Raw genomic sequence first — 19,657 nt, 5'->3', positions numbered from 1 at the left:
GATGACCATGGGCACCGGGGCCCGACCAGGTCGCGGGTCAGGCCGTGGCCGCCGTGCCTTCGAGCAGCGTGGTGCTGATCTGTTTGCGGGACACGATGCCGAGCTTGACGAAGATTTTGCGTAGGTGCCATTCGACGGTGTGCGGGCTGATGAAGAGCTGAGCGCCGATCTCGGGGTTCGTCAGCCCGTCACCGGCCAGGCGGGCGATCTGCGCTTCCTGGGCGGTGAGAGTGGTTCGCGCCTCGGCGGTGCGCTTGCGTACCGTCAGGCCGGTGGCTTGGAGCTCGCGCCGGGCGCGTTCCGCGAACGCCTCGGCCCCCATCCGGCTGAACATCTCGTACGCGATGTCCAGTTGCTCGCGTGCGTCGACACGCCGGTTCTCCCGCCGCAGCCACTCGCCGTAGAGCAGTCGGCCACGGGCGAGCGTCACCCGGACCTCGGTGCGGTCGAGCCGCTCGATCGACTCACGGTACAGAGCGTCGGCGGCCGATCCGTCGCTCACCTGGGCACGCGCGCTCGCCGAGGTGCCGAGGGCCCAGTCGGTGCCACTGGCCCGGGCCATCTCGTCGAGTCGCCGGGCGGCTTCGGCGGCGCGGGCCGGCCTTCCGCTCCGGGCGGCGGCCTCGACAAGCTCGATCAAGGACCTGATGAACGGGCCCCCGAGCTCCTGTGGGTGCTCGCAGCCTCGCTCTGCCGCGACGTACGCCTCCTCGTAGCGACCGAGGCTGTTGTAGAGCACCGCGTTCGCCCATTGGGTGGCGGTCACCACCTTGCCTTCCCCGTGAAGGGCCGTGTCCTGCGTGAGCGCTTCGATCGCCTGTCGTGTCGCGGCCTCCCGGCCCCTCCAGGGCTCGAGCACCAGGGCCGCGTACTGGGCGAAGAAGCGGCTGCCCGTCACCTCGCCGATCGTCACCGCCTCAGCGAGCAGCGCGTCGGCGACGGCGAGTTCGCCGGCGAGGGCCCGGTTCGACACGAGCATGTGGAGAGCCGACGGCAGCACCGACAGAGCCCCCGTCTCGCGTGCCAGGTCGACCAGCCTGGCCGAGAGCGCCGACCAGCTGTCGAAATCCCAGACGTTATGGGCCATGCGGCACGCGAACGAGAGCCAGCCAAGGCTTTCTTCCCTGGAGACCCCTTCGGCGCGGAAGGCGACCAGGGCCTGGAGCACCATCGGCACACCCGCCGAGTACCCCTCAGTGGCCACCACGGCCACGCCGTTCAGGAACAGATCGTTGCGCTCCGGCGGCGGCCCCGGCGGTGCGGCGAGCGTCGCCTTGGCGACGTCCGCCAATTGAGCGCCTCTCGGCAGGCGGCCGGCCGTCAGGGCCGCGTTCAGCGCGTCTCGGTAGGTCTCGCGGGCCAGTCCGGGGTCCAGCGGCTCAAGTTGCTTGCCGGCTTTGAGCAGCAGCGGCAAGGCGGCGCCGGCACTTCTGGAGACGAACACGATCTGACCGCGCAGCAGCTGGGACCGGGCGAGTTCGCGTTCGTCCAGAGGGCTGAGTTCCGCCGCGTTCAGCAGCTCGAGCGCGGCGCCGTACCCACCGGCCTGATACTTGGCCCGGGCCGCCGCCAACGCTCTGGCGCCGCGGCGTGCGGAATCGGGGGTCAGCTCGGCCGCCCGCTCGAGGAACGCGGCCGCCGCCGCGACTCCGCCGCGCGCCTGCGCCCGGTCGGCGGAGCGCTCCAACTCGGCGGCCACCGTCTCGTCCGGGCTGGTCGTCGCGTTGGCCAGATGCCACGCCCGGCGGTCGGGATCCGACTGGGGGTCGGTCGCGTCGGCCAGCGCGCGGTGCACGTTGTGCCGGTCCTGCGGGGCCGCCACACGGTAGGCCGCCGAACGTACGAGGGGATGACGGAAACGTACCCGGGTCCCGATGGTGATCAACCCCGCCGCTTCGGCCGGCGACGCGCCGGCCCTCGCGATTCCCGACAGCTCGGCCGCTCGCGTCAACAAGGTCACATCGCCTACCGGCTCGGCCGCCGCGATGAGCAGCAACTGCTGCGTCTCGGCCGGTAGCGACCGGATCTGCCGGAGGAAGCTCTGCTCGATCTGGCCGGCCAGCGGCCGGGCGTCGGGCCGCCCGAACCCACCTGCCAGCTCCGCCGGTGTCAACCCCCGGGGCAGCTCGAGCAGGGCCAGCGGGTTTCCCCGCGTTTCGGCGATGATCTGGTCCCGGACCTGCTCGTCGAGTCGCCCGGGAGCCACGGAGTCGAGCAGGGCGCGGGCGTCGCTGTCACTCAAGCCCCCCACCTCAAGCTGCGGCAGCCCCGCCAACTCGAGTTCGAGGCTGTGCTCGCGCACCGCGAGCACCAGCCCGATCGGCTCCGCGAGCAGGCGCCGCGCGACGAAGGCGAGGGCCTGCGCGGAGGCTTCGTCCAGCCACTGGGCGTCATCGACGAGGCAGACCAGAGGCTCTTGCCCGGCTACGTCGGCGAGCAGGCTGAGCACCGCGAGCCCGACCAGGAAGCGGTCCGACGGGGTCCCTGAGCTCAGGCCGAATGCCGTCCCGAGCGCGTCGCGTTGCGGGCCCGGAAGGCGGTCGAGATGATCCAGGAACGGGGCGCACAGCTGATGCAGGCCGCCGAAGGCCAGCTCCATCTCCGACTCGACGCCCGCCGCTCTGGCGATCCGGCAGCCGGACGCGCTGCCCCGCGCGTACTCCAGCAAGGCCGTCTTGCCGATGCCGGCCTCGCCGCGCAGGACCAGGACAGAGCTATGGCCGACCCGCACAGCCGTCACGAGTTGGTCCAGCGTCTCGCACTCGATCCGCCGCCCACGAAGCCGCGACCCGGGACTTCTGCCTGCCATGGACACCGCCCCCGCCGACCGTTGACCGCTGACTGCAGCGGTCCGGACCAGGGTACCGACCAGGCTCTCCCCAGGGCGCGATGGAGGGGCCCATGAAGCGACCGTGATCACAGTGGCATCGCCGGATGCTGGGGTGCGAACGGAGCCGAGATCGTGACCATGAACCTGTTGGAGTCGTACAGAGGCCATGCGGAGCCGAGCGATGAGGGGTCGATCAGCGGATGGGACGGAGCCGTTTCAGCGTTCGTCAGTGCCGCGCCCCGGCTCTTCACGATCGGGCTGCGTGTCCTGCAAGACGTGGGGGAGACCGAAGACGTGGTGCAGGAGACCTGGCTGCGATGGGCCGGCGCCGATCGCTCGGTCGTCATCAGCCCGCCCGCGTTCCTTGCGCTGACCACCACCAGGCTCGCCCTCAACGTCGCCCAATCCGCCCGCAGGCGCCACGAGACCTCCGCCGGCCCTTGGCTTCCCGAGACGATAGACGGCTCTGTCAGCCCCGAGACGGCAGCCGAACGGCGCGATGCGGTCGACACCGCGATCCGGCTGCTGCTGGAGAGGGTGCCCCCCGCCGAACGCGCGGTCTATCTCCTGCGCATAGCCTTCGACTACCCCTACCGTCGGCCCTCCGAGATTTTCCACCTGGGCGAAGACCATGCGCGTCAACTCGCGCGACGCGCCCGCCACCACCTCGCCACCGAACGACGCCACCCGGTGAGCACCACCGCGCACCGGCGCCTCGTACAGACGTTCCTCGCCGCCGCGCAGACCGGCGACCTCGCCGAACTGGAAGAGCTGCTCGCCGCCGACGTCGTCCGCTAGGTCCGGGGGCTGGCGTCGCTCGCCTACTGGGTCTGGTCGGTCGGGCGAATGAGGATCTCGTTGACCGCGACGTGCTCCGGCTGGGTGACCGCGTACACGACGGCATTGGCGATGTCCTCGGGTTGCAGGGTGCGCATAGAGGTGGCCAGTTGCCGCGCGGCGGCCCGCATCGTGGGGTCGGTGATGTGGTCGGCCAGTTCGGTGGCGACGAAACCGGGCTCGACGACCACGACACGCACGCCTTGGGCGGTGACCTCCTGCCGCAGCGACTCGGAGAAGGCGGTGACGCCGAACTTCGTCGCGGCGTAGACGCCGTTGTAGGCCGAAGCGATCCGGCCCGAGGTAGAGGAGACCTGCACGACGGCGCCCTTGCGCTCCAGCAGCTGCGGCAACGCCGCGTGGACCGTGTACATCGACCCGAGCAGGTTGGTCTCGACCATGCGCGTCCATTCCGTGACGTCCGCCCCCACGATCGGGCCGGCGAGCATCACCCCGGCGTTGTTCACCAGGATGTCCAGGGCGCCGAAGCGTTCGACGGTCTTCGCGACCGCGGCCCGCACCGACTCCTGGTCGGTCACGTCGAGTTCGAGGGCCAGCACCTCGCCGGGCGCCTTGCGCACCAGAGCCTCCAACCGGTCGGCGCGCCGGGCCCCGACCGCGACCCGGGCCCCCTCTGCGGAGAGGGCCAGCGCAGTGGCCTCTCCGATGCCCGACGACGCTCCAGTGATGAGGACGACTCTTCCATCCAACGCGTTGCTCATGTGCTTCCTTTCGCAGGGGTCTCACAGGTTTCGTCATGCGCCGGGCCAGTCGTGGTAACGCGATCCCGTCTGTCCGCCGACCATCTCGTTGCCGCCCAGTCGCCAGCTAAGACCGGGCAGCCTCCAGGCTTGTGACAGCTACCGCCGAATTCCTTAACGGTCAGCGTTGCCCTTGGCCGCCACACGAGAAGTTCCTGGCCTGGCTGACGTCACCGTGGCCTTGGTACTTCGGCCACAGCGGGTATTCGCACAAGGGGCGTGTGCGGTTCTTCGTGGCGGGGTTGGCGTCGGTCGCCACCGGGTTGACCGGAGGGTTGTTCCGGCTCGTCCAGTCGTCCAGGGCAGTGAGGGAGTCCCACGCCAGGTCGAAGCGTCCGCCCCCGTGGGCGTAGCCGGGCTGGACGTAGTAGCGCACGAAGCGGCGGATCGATGGGCCGTAGCGTTCGGCCATCCGCTCGTAGTAGGAGTCGGTCAATGCTTCTGGGACCGCCATGTCGGTAGTGCCCTGGACGATGATGAGCTTGCCGCCGTGGCGCGCGAAACGGTCGATGTCGGGGTCCGTCGTGTTAAGGAGCCGGGACAGTTCCTTGACGAGGGCGGCCATTCCGGTGGCCAATAATCGCCTTGTCAAGCGCATGGTTCGGCCTTTCTGGACGAGGGGGTTCGGCCAGACGCCTTGCCTGGAGATCGTCAGCCGCTGCTCATCCGATGTCAACAACCGCTGCGTGTACGTCCCGCGCTTCGGCGGCGGCGATGGCAAGGCAGACGCGGTCGCGAGCCGACGGCAGCGTGCGGAACCGGATGCCGGTGGCATGCCGCGCCGCGTTGGCCGGCGCGGGAACCACCGGAGTGAACAGGCTCTCGCTCATCGACTTGGCTCCGAGCGGGCCGACGGTATCGGAGGCGCGATCCAGAAGCGCCGAGCGCGGGCACTCCGTTGCCGCGGCGCAGTGACTGTTCCTCCCGGGTGTGCGGACGTGCCAGGCGCTCCCGAGTACGCCCGAAGCGATGGATAAGGGATCAATCTTCGGCGAGGACGATGACCATGTCCCGGGGGCCGAGCGTGACCGGATCGGATTTGCCGGGGTTGAGCACCACGCCGAAGTTGGGTGGCGCGGTGGACTCGACCTGCAGCCGGTAGCCGATGGCGGTCTCGCCGCGCATCCGCGCCGAGGCGATGACGGTGGCGAAGCTGACCGTCATGCCGGGGTGAACGTAGTCGGTGGCGGGCTTGAGGTAGATCTCCGAACCTTCGGCATCGAACAGGTATTCGAACACGGCGCCCAGGTGCGGATTCTCCGAGAGCTGGGTCATCAGCAGGCTGATCAGCTTGTCGCCGACCACGAAGTCGTCGGCCTGGGTGACCTGGCCCAGGCGGCGGTTGCGGTCGTCGTTCATCTCGCTGACGATCGGGAACCGCTGCCCGGTCCGGGAGCCCATGTCGCGCAGGTGCAGCAGAGTGACCAGGGTCCGCGAGTCGGCGTACTGGGGCTCCAGATGCCCGTCGGCCAGCACGATGATGTGGTCGAACATGCCCGGGTTCAGCGACTCCAGCACGATCCGGTCGGTGGTGTCGCACTCCTTGACGTTCACCACCAGGTTGCGCAGTCCGGCGGTGAGCCGCTCCAGGTGCTCGGTGTCCTCGATGACGCCGGCCGCGATGTTCAGCGCCGAGCCGGGCGAGACGTACTGGGCGAGCTCGGTGACGACCTTCGGGGCACGCTTGTTCCAGCCCAGGAGGAGCGTGGTCTCCGGGGGCATGGGCTGGCGAGGGGGGTGAGTGATCGCCTGCTGGACGACGGGCGGGAAGCTGCGGACGAGCCGGATGGTCGAGTCGTCCTCGGCGATCACGATCATCTGGTCGCCGTCCATGATCTGGGTGTCCATCGGCGGATTCAGTACCACCGAGCCGTCGCCGTGCCGAATCCCGATCAGAGAGGCGGTCCCGTAGGCGAACAGCGCCTCCCCGTACGGGAAGCCGGTCAGCTTCGGCTCGGCCCGCATGTAGATCTCGTCGCCGCCGAAGTCCAGCAAATCGGTGCAGACCACCGACAGGCCCGACTGGCGGGAGGTCTGGACGATGAGTCGTGAGGCGATGTCGTCGCTGTCGACCACCTGTGCGTGGCCGCCTCCGGCCAGCTCGGCGGCGGCCAGGTTGTTGGTGTCGATCACCGAGGCGATGATCGGTGGGCGCCGCCTGCGCCAGTTGCGGTTGGTCAGCGCGAGCAGCGTCTTGATGACGTGCGCGTCGGAGTCCTCGCCGGGCGGCGAGAGCACGATGATCGAGCGGGCGCTGTCCAGGCTGAGCAGGTCGAGGTCGGACGGCTCGGCCGGGCTGCCGCTGCGTACGACGATCCGGGTCTTGCCGGTGTCGCCGACCCGGGCGCGCAGTTCCTCCTCCATCTCCAGCTTGTCGCCGTCGCCGAGGATGGCGATGCAGGACTTGGCCTCGCTCTCGTTGGCCTCGACCAGCTCCGGGATGATCGTGAAGATCTGGTCCGACCAGCCGATCAGCGCCGTGTGGCCGGACTCGACGATTCTGGAACGGCCCTTGCGCAGCTCGGTCAGCTTGTTGTCCAGGCCTGTGGTGAGCACGCCGACGAGGCTGGAGACGATGAGCAGCCCGCCGATCGTAATGGAGAACCCGAGGATCGTGAAGATCGTGCTGCCCTCGTTGTCGCCCGCCACAGTGCCGGCATCCATCGCGCGCATGAGGCTGCCCCACAGCGCTTCGTACCAGCTGTCGTGCACGTCCTTGTCGGCGAAGAGCATGGACAAGCCCGCGAACACCGTGACCATGACGACGGTGACCAGCGCGAGCCAGCCGATGAGAGCCGGTGTGCCTTTCGACATGCTGTTGTCGAACCGGTAGCGCAGACGTTCTCGTCGTGTGGCCATGACAACCCTGTCCTGTCGGCCCGGCCACCTGAAAGCTGCTCGATGAACTGTTGGCGGGCGAGCTGAGAGGAAGTGGCCAGGGAAGCGCGAATATTATCAATCGCCACAATTGTCACTTTGATGCTTTCCCATCACTTGCAGCTCCCTTACACCCAGGCCTCTCGGACTGGGACCAGCAGCGTCGCGGAGGTGGACGATGCCCAGCGGCCTCGTGCAGCTCGGCGGGTTCGTCGCCTTGACCGGCCACCTACCTGGCCTGCGCGATCACCGCCAAGGCCAGGCTCCAGCATCAGCCGCACTGAGTGAAGACGCGACGTCATACCGCCCAGCACCACGAGGCACCCTGCGCTAAGGGCCTTGATCGCGTTGGGGTATCAGGCCGACTGATCGTCAATGCCGAGGCCGGATCGACCCTTCACTGAACCACCTTGGCGATGTCGACGCCGTGTCGGACCGGATGTGTGTCCGAGGGCTGAGCACCACCAGTTCAGTCTTCGCGTAACGCCTTTTGCTGGTCACGGGCGACCGACTGAGTTCTCCTGTCGCACGTTGTGGCGGAATTGAAGCCGATCTTCGCCGGGTATTGACAGTCGCCGTGTCGTTGATGACACTTTGGTCGAAACACAGCGGAAATCTGCATGTTATGGCGGGACGCTCGTCGGCGCTTGACCTGCGGTTTACGTGACTGTGCGCAGAGCCATGCCGACGGTGCCATACCAAGGAACCGGCCAATTGCCCGTTGATAATAGAAACGCGTGTGGATATTTATGTTAACGCTAACAATTCAACTTTGTTTTATGAAGATGTTAGCGCTAACAGATTTGCTCTACCCCAATGGCACACGAAAGGCACGCTATGGGTTTCTGGTCTCTGCGCCACTGGCGGCGAACGGCCCTCTCGGTCGCCTCCTTCGCGGCGCTCGTCGTCACCGCGCTGGTCGCCGTGCCAGGCTCGGCACAGGCGGCCGGCACGTTGTCCTGCGACATCTACGCGAGCGGCGGTACGCCGTGCGTCGCCGCTCACAGCACCACCCGTGCGCTGTTCGGCTCCTACAACGGGGCGCTCTACCAGGTGCGGCGCTGGTCCGACGGTGCGACGACCAACATCGGCGTGCTCAGCGCCGGCGGTTACGCGAACGCCGCGACCCAGGACTCCTTCTGCTCGGGCACGTACTGCACGATCGTTCGCATCTACGACCAGACGTCGCGCCACAACGACCTCACGATCGCTCCCGGCGGCGGCGCCAATCCCACAGCCGACCAAGGCGCGAACGCGGCGGCTCTGCCTGTGACGGCAGGTGGCCACAAGGTCTACGGCGTCTACATCTCCGCGGGCAACGGCTACCGCAACAACGCGACGAACGGCGTCGCCACCGGCAGCCAGCCCGAGGGCATGTACATGGTGACCGAGGGCACCCACGTCAACAACCGGTGCTGCTTCGACTACGGCAACGCCGAGACCAACAACATGGACACCGGCAACGGCGACATGGACGCGATCTACTTCGGCACGCTGTGCTGGTTCACACCGTGCGCGGGCGGACCGCGCGTCGCGGCGGACCTCGAGAACGGGTTGTTCGCCGGCGGCGACGGTTCCTGGACCGCGAACACCGGCCGTAGCTCCGCATTCGTGACGGCGATGCTGAAGAACAACGGCACCTCGACATACGCCATCAAGGACGGCAACGCGCAGTCGGGCAGCCTGGCGACCCGGTACAACGGAGCGCTGCCGAGCCAGGCCGGCTACCGCCCGATGACCAAGCAAGGCGCGATCATCCTCGGCATCGGCGGCGACAACAGCAACGGCTCAGTCGGATCGTTCTTCGAAGGCGTGATGACCAGCGGCTATCCGAGCGACGCCACGGAGAACGCCGTGCAGGCCAACGTCGTCTCCGTCGGCTACGGCAAGAGCGTCACCTTCCCCGTGAACGGAGCCACCTACCGCCTCACGAACCTCACCAGCGGCAAGGTGCTCGACGCCGTCAACTGCGGCACGGCCAACGGCACGCAGATCGACCAGTGGCAGGCGCTCGGCAACACCTGCCAGCAGTGGCGCTTCAACAGCGTCGGCGCGAACAAGTGGACGATCACCAACGTCAACGCCGGCAAGGTGCTCGACGCTGTCAACTGCGGGCTGGCCCTCGGCACGGCCGTCAACCTGTGGGAGCCGCTCGGCAACACGTGCCAGCAGTGGGCGGTCATCCCCGCGGGCAACGGCCGATATGAGCTGGTGGTCGAGAACAGCGGCATGGTGCTCGACGACCAGAACTGCGGCACGGCGAACGGCACGCCGGCCCGGCTGTGGATGTGGCTCAACAACACCTGCCAGCTCTGGTCGATCGCACCGTAGGGCACCGGCTGGGCGCACTCGAACGGCATGAGCGTGGGACCGCCAGACGCCGGCGGTCCCACGCTCCATCTCGCACCGCAGATTCCGGCTGAGCGATCGAGTGCCCGTCACGACGATCGAAGAACGGCGATCGCGCCGGCCCCGCCGACCAGCACCGAGCGGTTCCGCCTTCCATCACTAAGCGCGTCTTGCCTCAGACGCTCAGTGCTGTCAGCAGCGACGATCGGCGTCGGACTGAACACGCTCAGGCTCGATCACCCCGAAGCTGCCGAGGTGAGCTCGGGGATGTGACAGGCGTGCATGGTGGCGTGCACCTGGCGAACAAGGTCGATGAGGCAGGCGTACAGGACCGCACGGGCAGCCGGCGGATGTCGAGCAGGGCCAACGTGACGCGTTGGACACTGCGGATCTCGAGAGGGTGAGCTGCCGCCTGGCTCTACAGGTCGCTACAGGCGCCGACATGCGAAACGGGAGAAGTCATCACTTCTCCCGCTTCAATATGAAGTGTCCGAGGGGGGACTTGAACCCCCATGCCCCGCAAAGGGCACTAGCACCTCAAGCTAGCGCGTCTGCCTATTCCGCCACCCGGACTTGGTGCCTGCACGCGAGACCGTCATCCCGCGTCGGCTCCGTAAGGTTAGCAAACTCTGAGGGGTGCGTCATACCAGGATTCCGGAGGGAGGATGAGACGGGAATTCGTACCCGAGCGAAGGAGCCGCCATGGCCGAGGACGAGGTCGTCGAGCTGTGCTGTGATCTGATCCGGATCGATTCGACCAACGCCGGTGACAACGCGGGGCCCGGGGAGAGGGCGGCGGCCGAGTACGTCGCGGCGAAGCTCGCCGAGGTGGGGCTTGAGGCGACGATCCTGGAGAGTGACGAGCGCCGGGCGAACGTCGTCGCGCGCGTCGAGGGCACCGATCCAGGGCGTGACGCGCTGCTGCTGCACGGGCATCTCGACGTGGCGCCGTTCGACGCGGGGGATTGGCGGCATCATCCGCTCTCGGCGGAAGTGGACGACGGGTGCGTCTGGGGGCGCGGGGCCGTGGACATGAAGGACATGGACGCGATGATCCTGGCGGTCGTGCGGCAGCGGCTCAGGGAGGGGCGCCGGCCTGGGCGGGACGTGGTGCTCATGTTCACCGCCGATGAGGAGGCAGGTGGGGAGTACGGGGCGAGGTTCCTGGTCGATGAGCATCCGGAGCTGTTCGAGGGGGTCACGGAGGCGATCGGGGAGGTCGGTGGGTTCAGCGTGTCGATCGGGACGGATCGTCGGCTCTACCTGATCGAGGCCGCGGAGAAGGGCATGGCGTGGATGCGGGTGGCCGCGAAGGGCCGGGCCGGGCACGGGTCGATGCTCAACCTGGACAACGCCGTGACCGAGCTCGCCGACGCCGTGGCGCGCGTGGGCAGGCATGAGTGGCCGGTACGGCTGACACCGACCATGAGCAGGTTCCTGGAAGAACTGGGCGCCGGCGATCCCGAGGTCGCGATCGCCAAGCTGGGGCCGGTGGCCAGGATGCTGGGCGCGGGGCTGCGCAACACGGTCAATCCGACCATGCTGGAGGCCGGTTACAAGTCGAACGTGGTGCCGCAGACGGCTTCGGCGGTGATCGACGGGCGGTTCCTGCCGGGGTTCGAGGAGGAGTTCTTCGCCACGATCGACGAGTTGCTCGGGCCCAACGTCACGAGGGAGTTCGTGCAGCACCAGGTGGCGCTGGAGTTCGGCTTCGAGGGGCCGCTGGTGACCGCCATGGTCGAGGCGCTGCTGGCCGAGGATCCGGACGGACGCGCCGTGCCGTACACGATGTCCGGAGGGACGGACCTCAAGTCGTTCAGCCGGCTGGGAATCCAGGGATACGGATTCGCGCCGCTCAAGTTGCCTGCTGACCTGGACTTCTCCGGGATGTTTCATGGGGTCGACGAGCGGGTGCCGGTTGATTCGCTCCGGTTTGGGGTGCGGGTGCTTGACCGCTTCCTGGATTACTGCTGAAAAGCCCTTGCGACGACTTTGAGTGATGCTACGGTTACGGATCGTTGAGGGGTGAGTCCATGGACCGGCCTCACACTGTGAGGTCGGTTCTGGAGCGCTTTGAGGGAGGGTCACGTGGCACGCATGCCGGTGCGGCAGTGGAGGCTGATGCCTCTCGCTGCTCGGCGCGTGCCCGTGAGCATCCCCGTAGAGGATGCGATCGCCGATCGGGCCGCCCGGATGGCGCGGTTCGCGGCCGGCGCCCGCGAGGTCATCGCACGAGCAGTCGCGGTCGGCGCCCTGCTGGCCGCGGGATGGCTGCTCGCCGTTCTCTTCGGAATGCTCTCCGCCGCTCCGGCGGCCGCGGATTCCACCGCGGCAGCAGGGACGGCGGCAGATACGGCTACAACAGTCGGCACACCTCACACCGTCACCGGGTCCATCATGGACGGTTTCCCCACGGCTGACGGAAAGGTCGCGGCGTCGGACAACGCCGAGGCGATGGCGGGGCGGACGGTCGACGGGCTCAACAGCCAGTCCGATCCCGGCCTGCCACCTTCTTCCACTGCCAGCGACATCCTGGACACCAATGGTCTGGTGCCCAACGGCGGTGGCAGTGGCCCCTTCGGGCCAGGCATGGGAGACATCGCGAGGTCCTGCTACGACCCGCGTATCGAGGCTCGGCGCGCCCCCCTGGCGTCCGTGCTTCCTCCGGTCGTCCGCACAGCGGCGGATGACCCCTCTTTCTCACCTGACTGACCCCCGCCACAGATTCCGGTAAGTACGGCGGCGGAGCGCGGCTCGATCCCCTCCGCCAGCGGGTGACATGTCAGTCATCTTGGTTCGCGATTTCCCCGAGGTCTCCGCTGTGCGCGGCGTTCTGCGACCTCGCATGCCCTCGGCTGCCCGCGAACTGTCAGGTATCTCCCCATGAACCAAGTAGGAGCATTCATCATGCGTACGTGGGCGAAGGCTTCGGCCCCCGCGGCTCTGCTAGCTGTCGCGGTCATGTCCCTCGGCAGCGGCACCGCGCTGGCCGACACCTCCGGCGACTCCTCCATCGGCGGCGGCAACCAGATCAACGCGCCTGTCTCGCTGCCGATCGACATCAGCGGCAACGCCGTCGGCGTGGTTGGCAAGTCCCACGCCGACTCCGAGGGCGGCGCTTCGGTCGAGAACAAGGGTGCCGGCACCGGCGGCAACACCACCTCGGGCCGTCACTCCGTGCTCGGCGGTAACCAGGTCAACGCGCCGATCAGCGCCCCGATCAACGCCTGTGGCAACGCCCTCTCCCTGATCGGCAGCTCCGACGCGGGCTGCAAGGGCGGCGCCTCGGTCAAGAACAAGGGTGTCGGCCGCGGCAACCGTACCTCGGGCGACTCCAGTGTCCTCGGCGGCAACCAGGTCAACGCGCCGATCTCCGCTCCGGTGAACGTCTGCGGCAACGCGCTGGCGATCTTCGGCAGCTCGACGGCGGGCTGCAAGGGCGGCGCCTCGGTCAAGAACAAGGGCGTCGGCGTCGGCGGCAACCGCACCTCGGGCCGTCACTCCGTGCTCGGCGGCAACCAGGTCATCGCACCGATCAGCGCACCGATCAACATCTGCGGCAACTCGGCCGCCGTGCTCGGCAGGGCATTCTCGGGCTGCAAGGGCGGCTCGTCCGTGACCAACGGCGGGCACACTCCTTACCGCAGCCCGCACGGCTCGACGGGCAACGACACTGACGGGCGCTTCGCGGTCGGCAGCGGCAACCAGGTCATCACGCCGGTCAGCCTGCCCATCACGGCCTGCGGCAACGCCGTCGGCAACGGGCACGCCGGGTGCAAGGGCGGCGCCTCGGTCAAGAACGGCGGCGGCTCGGGTGCGGGCGGCAACCGCACCTCGGGCAGCGGCTCCGTGCTCGGCGGCAACCAGGTCATCGCACCGATCACCGCGCCGATCAACGTCTGCGGCAACTCGGTCGCCGTGATCGGCAGGGCGTTCTCAGGCTGCAAGGGCGGCGCGTCGGTCAAGAACGGTGGCGGCTCGGGTGCGGGCGGCAACACCACTTCGGGCCGTGGCTCCGTGCTCGGCGGCAACCAGGTGGTGGCGCCGATCACCGCGCCGGTCAACGTCTGCGGCAACGCCGTGGCCGTGATCGGGCTGGCCCAGGCCCACTGCAAGGGCGGTGCCAGCGTCTCACCGCAGGGCGGCACCGGGGCCGGCGGCAACCGCACCTCGGGCAGCCACTCCGTGCTCGGCGGCAACCAGGTCATCGCACCGATCACCGCGCCGATCAACGTCTGCGGCAACGCCGTGGCCGTGCTGGGCGACGCCGCGGCCGGGTGCGTCGGCGGCTCGCGCGTCGGCAAGCCGGTGGACGAGGACTACGCCCCTAACAGCCACTACAGCTACCGCAGCAAGGTCGCCAGTTCCAAGTCCGACGGGGTGCTGCCCGCGCTTCCCCCGGTGCCGGTCCTGGGTGGCCTGCAGAGTGTCGGCAAAGTCACTCCGATGCGCGGTGGCGGGTCGCCCGAAGTGCCCCTCGTCGAGGGCATGCCGCTGGTCGGGGAACTGCAGGAGATGTTCAACCTGCCCGACCTGCCCGAGCTGCCCGGCCTCGCCGGCCAGCCCTCGACCCCGGTGAGGCACGTCACTCCGGCCAAGCACGTCAAGAACGGCAAGGCTCCGGTCGCCAACGCCGCTCGCGCCGCGGACCCGCAGTCGCCCCTCGCTCCGGCCACCTCGCTGATCGCCTCCACCCCCGTCGGCGGTGTGGTGAAGTCAGCGACCGGCAACCTGCCGACCGGCGCCCTGGGCCTGATGAGCGCGTCTCAGTCCGCGGGGGTCACCGGGATGACCACCGGCTCGCTGTTCGCGCTGGTTCTGGGCGCGATGTTCGCCGCCTCGGCGACGCTGTTCGCGGCCACCCGCCGCTTCCGGCTCGGCCGGAAGTAATGACAAGAACGTCTACCGCTCACAGCCGGTGAGCGAGTAGCGAAAGACGCTTTGCCCGTTCCGGGGGCGCGGCCCGGGGCGGGCAAAGCCATGCCCGATCACAGGGTGCTGCGGACGCGCATGACCTTGCGGCGCAACCGTACGTGACGACTTCCGTCAGGGTGCAGGCGTACGCGGGAGAGCTCCCACTGACCGTACTCCGCGTGCTCGGTGAGCAGTTGACGTGCTGCTTCGCGGGAGAGATCGCGCGGAATGAAGATATCCATGTAGGAGTAGTCGAGCACAACGATTAGTCTCCAGGGTGAGTCAGGGCGCAATGCCGCTCGATGGGGCTTATTCTGCGTGCTTGTGGGTGGGTCCGGAAGCTAGTGGGTAGTCCCGGGGGAAGGAAATTTCCGCGAGTCGGGTTACCTTTCAGATCAGTGCCGGCTCCCGGCAGGGGGAATTGCAAGCGAACAGTGAGGTAGGAAGCAGCGTGCCAGCCAACAACGGCAGCACCGGCGGAACCCGCCGCCTGGTGATCGTCGAGTCGCCCGCCAAGGCGAAGACGATCATGGGATACCTCGGTGCCGGCTACATGGTCGAGTCCAGCATTGGCCACATCCGTGACCTGCCGGAGCGGGCCGATGACATTCCCGAGAAGTTCAAGGGGGAGCCGTGGGCACGCCTCGGGGTGAACGTCGAGAACGAGTTCGAGCCGCTGTACGTCGTCAACCCTGACAAGAGATCGCAGGTCAGCAAGCTTAAGCAGCTGCTGAAGGATGCCGACGAACTTTACCTGGCGACTGACGAGGACCGTGAGGGCGAGGCCATCGCGTGGCACCTGCGTGAGGTGCTCAAGCCCAAGGTGCCGGTGCACCGCATGGTCTTCCACGAGATAACCCCGCAGGCCATCCGGGACGCGGTGGCCAACCCGCGTGACCTGAACCTGCGTCTCGTCGACGCCCAGGAGACCAGGCGCATCCTCGACCGGCTCTACGGCTACGAGGTCAGCCCGGTCCTGTGGAAGAAGGTCAAGCCGCGGCTGTCGGCGGGCCGGGTGCAGTCGGTGGCGACCAGGCTGGTGGTGGAGCGCGAGCGGGAGCGCCTGGCGTTCACCTCCGCCCATTACTGGGACCTGCAGGCGCTGTTCGACACCAACAAGCCCGATGAGCGTCCGCGTGACTTCACCGCGACGCTGACCTTGGTCGACGGCAAGCGGGTCGCCCAGGGCCGCGACTTCGCGAGCACCGGAGTGCTCAAGAACAACGACGTGCTCCACCTGTCGGAGGCCGCCGCCGGTGAGCTGGCGGGCAGGCTCCAGGGATCGTCGTTCGCCGTCAAGTCCGTGGAGCGCAAGCCGTACACCCGCAAGCCGTACGCTCCCTTCCGGACGACTACGTTGCAGCAGGAGGCCAGCCGGAAACTGGGCTTCTCCGCGAAGTACACGATGCAGGTGGCGCAGCGGCTCTACGAGAACGGCTTCATCACCTACATGCGTACCGACAGCATCACGCTGTCGGAGACGGCGGTGGCGGCCGCGCGCTCCCAGGCGATCAAGCTGTACGGCTCCGCGTATGTTCCCGACAAGCCCCGCGTCTACACCAGCAAGGTCAAGAGCGCCCAGGAGGCGCACGAGGCGATCCGGCCTTCTGGGGAGGAGTTCCGCACTCCTGGCGAGACCGGGTTGTCCGGTGACATGTTCCGCCTGTACGAGCTGATCTGGCAGCGGACCGTCTCGTCCCAGATGAAGGACGCGGTCGGCGAGTCGGTCACCGTCAAGGTGCGTGGCGCGTCCGCCTCCGGTGAGGACGTCGAGTTCAGCGCCTCGGGCCGGACGATCACGTTCTACGGCTTCCTCAAGGCGTACGTGGAGGGGGCCGACGATCCGTCGACCGACCGCGACGACTCCGAGAAGCGGCTGCCCAACCTGGTCGAGGGCGACGCGCTGAGCGTGTCGCGGCTCGACGTGGCCGGCCACTCGACCAAGCCGCCCGCCCGTTACACCGAGGCGTCGCTGGTCAAGGAGCTGGAGGATCGGGAGATCGGGCGTCCTTCGACGTACGCGTCGATCATCGGCACGATCCTCGACCGTGGCTACGTGTTCAAGAAGGGCACCGCGCTGGTGCCCTCGTTCCTGGCGTTCGCCGTGGTCAACCTGCTTGAGCAGCATTTCGGCAACCTGGTCGACTACGACTTCACCGCCGAGATGGAGAAGGTGCTCGACGACATCGCCAACGACCGGGCGGAGCGGGTGCCGGAGCTGCAGCGCTTCTACTACGGCGAGGAAGGCGACGAGGGTCTGAAGGAGATGGTCACCGACCTCGGCGACATCGACGCCAAGGAGATCAGCTCCTTCCCGATCAGGGACACTGACATCGTCATCCGGGTCGGGCGATACGGCCCATACCTGGACAGGGACGGCTCTCGGGTGAACATTCCCGAGGACATGACGCCCGACGAGCTGACCGCGGAGAAGGCGGAGGAGTTCTTCTCGCGGCCGACCGGCGACCGCGAGCTGGGCGTCGATCCGGTGAGCGGGCACAAGATCGTGGCCAAGGACGGGCGATTCGGGCCGTACGTCACGGAGATCCTGCCCACGCCGGAAGAGGAGACCCCGAAGCGGCGCACCAAGAAGGCCGACGCGGCGAAGCCGCGGACGAGCTCGCTGTTCAAGACGATGTCGCTTGACACCGTGACGCTCGACGACGCGCTCAAGCTGCTGTCGATCCCCCGAGCCGTCGGCGAGTTGGAGGGCGAGGAGGTCGTCGCGTACAACGGGAAGTTCGGCCCCTACCTGAAGAAGGGCACCGACTCGCGGTCGCTGACCTCGGAGGAGGACCTGCTCACGGTCACCATCGAGCAGGCCAAGGAGCTGTTCGCGCAGCCCAAGCCGCGCGGCAGGGGCCGGGCGGCGGCCGCGGCGCCACTGCGTGAGCTGGGTGATGACCCCAACTCCAAGAAGCCCGTCGTGGTCAAGGAGGGGCGATTCGGCCCGTACGTGACCGATGGCGAGACGAACGCGTCGCTGCGCAAGGGCGACACGGTCGAGGAGATCACGATCGAGCGGGCGGCGGAGCTGCTGGCCGAAAGGCGTGAGCGGGCTCCGGCGCCGAAGAAGACGACGACCAGGAAGGCGCCGGTCAAGAAGGCACCCGCGAAGAAGCCGGCGGCCAAGTCGTAAGTAGCATTGCCGGCGTGGTGGTCTTGGTCTTCGTGGGCTTGGTGTTCGCGGCACATCTCTATCTTTGGCAGCGGATGGTGCGGTCGACCACCCGGCCTGGGCGGTTACGCAAGGGCCTGAGCTGGGGGTTGGTAGGGCTCATCCTGCTGGTCGTCGCGACGTTCGCGGGGTCGCGGCTGGGGGTGTTCCAGTGGCTGGCGTGGCCGGGGTATCTGTGGATCGCGGTCATGTTCTACCTGGTGGTCTTCCTGGTCCTGCTGGAGATCCCCCGGCTGGTGGCGTGGTTCGCGCTGGTCCGTGGGCGTGCGGCCGTTTCGTCGCCGGCAGAGGCCGTGCTGGTGCCTGCTGGGCCGGTTTCGGTGGATGTGGCGCCGCCCCTTGAGGCGCCACCGGCGGGCATCGACGCGATGAGCAGGCGGCTCTTCCTCGGGCGGGCCACCGCCGCCGTCGCGGGCGTGAGCGCGCTCGGCACGGTCGGGTACGGCATGAGCGTCGCGCTGGGTGATCCGGTGATCGAGCCGATCAAGGTCACGCTGCCCGGGCTCGACTCCAGACTGAGCGGCCTGCGGTTCGCCGTGGTCAGCGACATCCACCTGGGGCCGCTCACGGGTAAAGGGCATACCGAGCGCATCGTACGGATGGTCAACGGGCTGCGGGCGGATGTGGTGGCGATCGTCGGCGACCTGGTCGACGGCTCGGTCGCCGAGCTGGGCGCGCTGGCCAGGCCGCTGCGGAGCCTCGAATCCCGCTATGGCGCTTATTTCGTGACAGGAAATCACGAGTACTACACGAGAAACGGCCCCGGTGAGTGGGTCGAGGAGCTGGACCGGCTCGGCGTGCGCTCGCTGCGGAACGAACGGGTGGAGATCCGGCACCAGGGCGGCGTGCTCGACCTGGCCGGGGTGAACGACCTCAACGGTGCCACCGCGAACGACGCGCCCGACTTCGACAAGGCGCTCGGTGGTCGTGACCCGAGCCGCTCCACGGTTCTGCTGGCCCACCAGCCGGTGCAGGTCGAGCAGGCCGCGCGTTACGGCGTCGATCTGCAGCTGTCCGGGCACACGCATGGCGGGCAGATGATGCCGTTCAACCTCGTGGTGCCGTTCCAGCAGCCGGTCGTGTCGGGGCTGGCCACGGTTGACGGGGTGCAGGTGTACGTCACGCGCGGCGCCGGGTTCTGGGGGCCGCCGGTCCGGGTGGGCGCGCCGCCCGAGATCACGCTGCTTGAGCTGCGCTCCTGACTTTCCGCGATCCGCTGGCTACTCAGGCCGCCAAGGCGTAGTATCCAAGCGGATACGTTGGAGGTGCGATGATCTCTTCCCCGGTGGAGGGGGTGTTCGGCGGTCTGCTGCCCGAGCGGGGCGAGGCGCCCGGGGGCTCGCCGCCCGATGTCACGTTCTGGGCGGAGCGTGGCGGTCTGCTGCTCAAACAGGCCAGACACGCCGCCAACATGAACCAGAAGGCGCTGGCCGGCATGAGCGGCACGTCGCGGACGACACTGTCGGCCTACGAGCACGGCCGCAAGTCGCCCACGCTCGAAACGGCCGGGCGCATCCTCGACGCCGCCGGGTTCCGGCTGACGCTGGAGGTGAAGGTCGAGTTCACCACCCACCGGGCCGCCGACGGGCGTCCGTTCTTCGTGCCCAACCGGTTGAGCAGGCTACCGACGTTGCGGGCCTTGGCCACCGTACGGCTCGGGGGCAGGGTCTTTGACCTGGCCGATCGCGGGGATCGCCGGGACGCGTACGCGGTGCTGTTGCGGGAAGGGAGCCAGGAGGAGCTGCTCGAACATGTGGACGGGCTGCTGCTGGTGGAGTTGTGGGATGAGCTGGTGCTGCCTGAGCCGGTCCGCGCCGGCTGGCAGCCTTTGGTGGAGCTCGCTCGGCCGTACAAACCGAACTAACGAGACGAGAGGGATCTGTCTGGTGTTTTCGGGGGCCTATTCGAGGT

General features: G+C 68.1%; 14 protein-coding genes and 1 tRNA gene. 8 read left to right on the top strand and 7 right to left on the bottom strand.

Features of this window, described 5'->3' with window-relative positions; all coding sequences use genetic code 11:
* Positions 1-37 precede the first annotated feature (37 nt).
* Positions 38-2,809, bottom strand: coding sequence for an AAA family ATPase (locus AB0B91_RS18865; RefSeq protein WP_358320713.1), 2,772 nt, complete (start codon positions 2,807-2,809; stop codon positions 38-40).
* 159 nt (positions 2,810-2,968) lie between these two features.
* Between AB0B91_RS18865 and AB0B91_RS18860 the strand changes: the two genes are divergently transcribed.
* A complete protein-coding gene (locus AB0B91_RS18860; RefSeq protein WP_358320821.1) occupies positions 2,969-3,628 on the top strand; it encodes a sigma factor in 660 nt (219 codons plus the stop codon).
* Positions 3,629-3,651: 23 nt separating this feature from the next.
* Here the strand turns inward: AB0B91_RS18860 and AB0B91_RS18855 are convergent, their stop codons facing one another.
* From AB0B91_RS18855 to AB0B91_RS18840, 4 genes are all read right to left on the bottom strand, one after another.
* Positions 3,652-4,389, bottom strand: a complete 738-nt coding sequence (locus AB0B91_RS18855; RefSeq protein ID WP_358320710.1) for an SDR family NAD(P)-dependent oxidoreductase — start codon at positions 4,387-4,389, stop codon at positions 3,652-3,654.
* Between the two features lie 160 nt (positions 4,390-4,549).
* Positions 4,550-5,026 (bottom strand): tannase/feruloyl esterase family alpha/beta hydrolase, encoded by a 477-nt coding sequence (locus tag AB0B91_RS18850; RefSeq protein ID WP_358320707.1) that lies wholly within the window; start codon positions 5,024-5,026, stop codon positions 4,550-4,552.
* 64 nt (positions 5,027-5,090) lie between these two features.
* Positions 5,091-5,258 carry a hypothetical protein gene (locus AB0B91_RS18845; RefSeq protein ID WP_358320704.1) on the bottom strand — a complete coding sequence of 56 codons (168 nt, stop codon included), beginning with the start codon at positions 5,256-5,258 and terminating at the stop codon, positions 5,091-5,093.
* Positions 5,259-5,409: 151 nt separating this feature from the next.
* Entirely contained in the window at positions 5,410-7,287 is a 1,878-nt protein-coding gene (locus tag AB0B91_RS18840; RefSeq protein ID WP_358320701.1) for a potassium transporter TrkA, read from the bottom strand.
* Between the two features lie 855 nt (positions 7,288-8,142).
* Between AB0B91_RS18840 and AB0B91_RS18835 the strand changes: the two genes are divergently transcribed.
* Positions 8,143-9,636, top strand: coding sequence for an arabinofuranosidase catalytic domain-containing protein (locus AB0B91_RS18835; protein WP_358320698.1), 1,494 nt, complete (start codon positions 8,143-8,145; stop codon positions 9,634-9,636).
* Positions 9,637-10,141: 505 nt separating this feature from the next.
* Here the strand turns inward: AB0B91_RS18835 and AB0B91_RS18830 are convergent.
* Positions 10,142-10,227: transfer RNA gene (locus tag AB0B91_RS18830), tRNA-Leu, on the bottom strand.
* 129 nt (positions 10,228-10,356) lie between these two features.
* On the opposite strand from AB0B91_RS18830, the gene AB0B91_RS18825 reads away from it, so the two are divergent.
* The 3 genes from AB0B91_RS18825 to AB0B91_RS18815 all read left to right on the top strand — a co-directional run bounded on the left by AB0B91_RS18825 (position 10,357) and on the right by AB0B91_RS18815 (position 14,544).
* A complete protein-coding gene (locus AB0B91_RS18825) occupies positions 10,357-11,628 on the top strand; it encodes a M20/M25/M40 family metallo-hydrolase (protein WP_358320695.1) in 1,272 nt (423 codons plus the stop codon).
* Between the two features lie 174 nt (positions 11,629-11,802).
* Positions 11,803-12,366 carry a hypothetical protein gene (locus AB0B91_RS18820; protein WP_358320692.1) on the top strand — a complete coding sequence of 188 codons (564 nt, stop codon included), beginning with the start codon at positions 11,803-11,805 and terminating at the stop codon, positions 12,364-12,366.
* 195 nt (positions 12,367-12,561) lie between these two features.
* Positions 12,562-14,544, top strand: coding sequence for a chaplin family protein (locus AB0B91_RS18815; protein WP_358320690.1), 1,983 nt, complete (start codon positions 12,562-12,564; stop codon positions 14,542-14,544).
* 98 nt (positions 14,545-14,642) lie between these two features.
* Here AB0B91_RS18815 and AB0B91_RS18810 read toward each other — a convergent pair whose 3' ends face one another.
* On the bottom strand, positions 14,643-14,828 hold the full coding sequence (locus AB0B91_RS18810) for a DUF5703 family protein (RefSeq protein WP_175590066.1): 186 nt from the start codon (positions 14,826-14,828) through the stop codon (positions 14,643-14,645).
* A 191-nt stretch (positions 14,829-15,019) separates the two neighbouring features.
* Here AB0B91_RS18810 and topA point away from each other — a divergent pair, with 191 nt between their 5' ends.
* From topA to AB0B91_RS18795, 3 genes are all read left to right on the top strand, one after another.
* Positions 15,020-17,707: a type I DNA topoisomerase gene (gene topA, locus AB0B91_RS18805; RefSeq protein ID WP_358320687.1), complete on the top strand. Its 2,688-nt coding sequence runs from the start codon at positions 15,020-15,022 to the stop codon at positions 17,705-17,707.
* Positions 17,708-17,721: 14 nt separating this feature from the next.
* Positions 17,722-18,948, top strand: a complete 1,227-nt coding sequence (locus tag AB0B91_RS18800; protein WP_358320684.1) for a metallophosphoesterase — start codon at positions 17,722-17,724, stop codon at positions 18,946-18,948.
* 68 nt (positions 18,949-19,016) lie between these two features.
* A complete protein-coding gene (locus AB0B91_RS18795; RefSeq protein ID WP_358320681.1) occupies positions 19,017-19,610 on the top strand; it encodes a helix-turn-helix domain-containing protein in 594 nt (197 codons plus the stop codon).
* Positions 19,611-19,657: the final 47 nt, after the last annotated feature.

Source organism: Nonomuraea sp. NPDC049141, from assembly GCF_040648415.1.
Lineage (GTDB): Bacteria > Actinomycetota > Actinomycetes > Streptosporangiales > Streptosporangiaceae > Nonomuraea.
This window is presented reverse-complemented; position numbering and strand designations above follow the sequence as displayed.

Bases quoted from the DNA above. Each gene is read 5' to 3' on its own strand.
- AB0B91_RS18865 (WP_358320713.1), bottom strand. From the start codon at position 2,809: ATGGCAGGCAGAAGTCCCGGGTCGCGGCTTCGTGGGCGGCGGATCGAG.
- AB0B91_RS18860 (WP_358320821.1), top strand. From the start codon at position 2,969: ATGAACCTGTTGGAGTCGTACAGAGGCCATGCGGAGCCGAGCGATGAG.
- AB0B91_RS18855 (WP_358320710.1), bottom strand. From the start codon at position 4,389: ATGAGCAACGCGTTGGATGGAAGAGTCGTCCTCATCACTGGAGCGTCG.
- AB0B91_RS18850 (WP_358320707.1), bottom strand. From the start codon at position 5,026: ATGCGCTTGACAAGGCGATTATTGGCCACCGGAATGGCCGCCCTCGTC.
- AB0B91_RS18845 (WP_358320704.1), bottom strand. From the start codon at position 5,258: ATGAGCGAGAGCCTGTTCACTCCGGTGGTTCCCGCGCCGGCCAACGCG.
- AB0B91_RS18840 (WP_358320701.1), bottom strand. From the start codon at position 7,287: ATGGCCACACGACGAGAACGTCTGCGCTACCGGTTCGACAACAGCATG.
- AB0B91_RS18835 (WP_358320698.1), top strand. From the start codon at position 8,143: ATGGGTTTCTGGTCTCTGCGCCACTGGCGGCGAACGGCCCTCTCGGTC.
- AB0B91_RS18825 (WP_358320695.1), top strand. From the start codon at position 10,357: ATGGCCGAGGACGAGGTCGTCGAGCTGTGCTGTGATCTGATCCGGATC.
- AB0B91_RS18815 (WP_358320690.1), top strand. From the start codon at position 12,562: ATGCGTACGTGGGCGAAGGCTTCGGCCCCCGCGGCTCTGCTAGCTGTC.
- AB0B91_RS18795 (WP_358320681.1), top strand. From the start codon at position 19,017: ATGATCTCTTCCCCGGTGGAGGGGGTGTTCGGCGGTCTGCTGCCCGAG.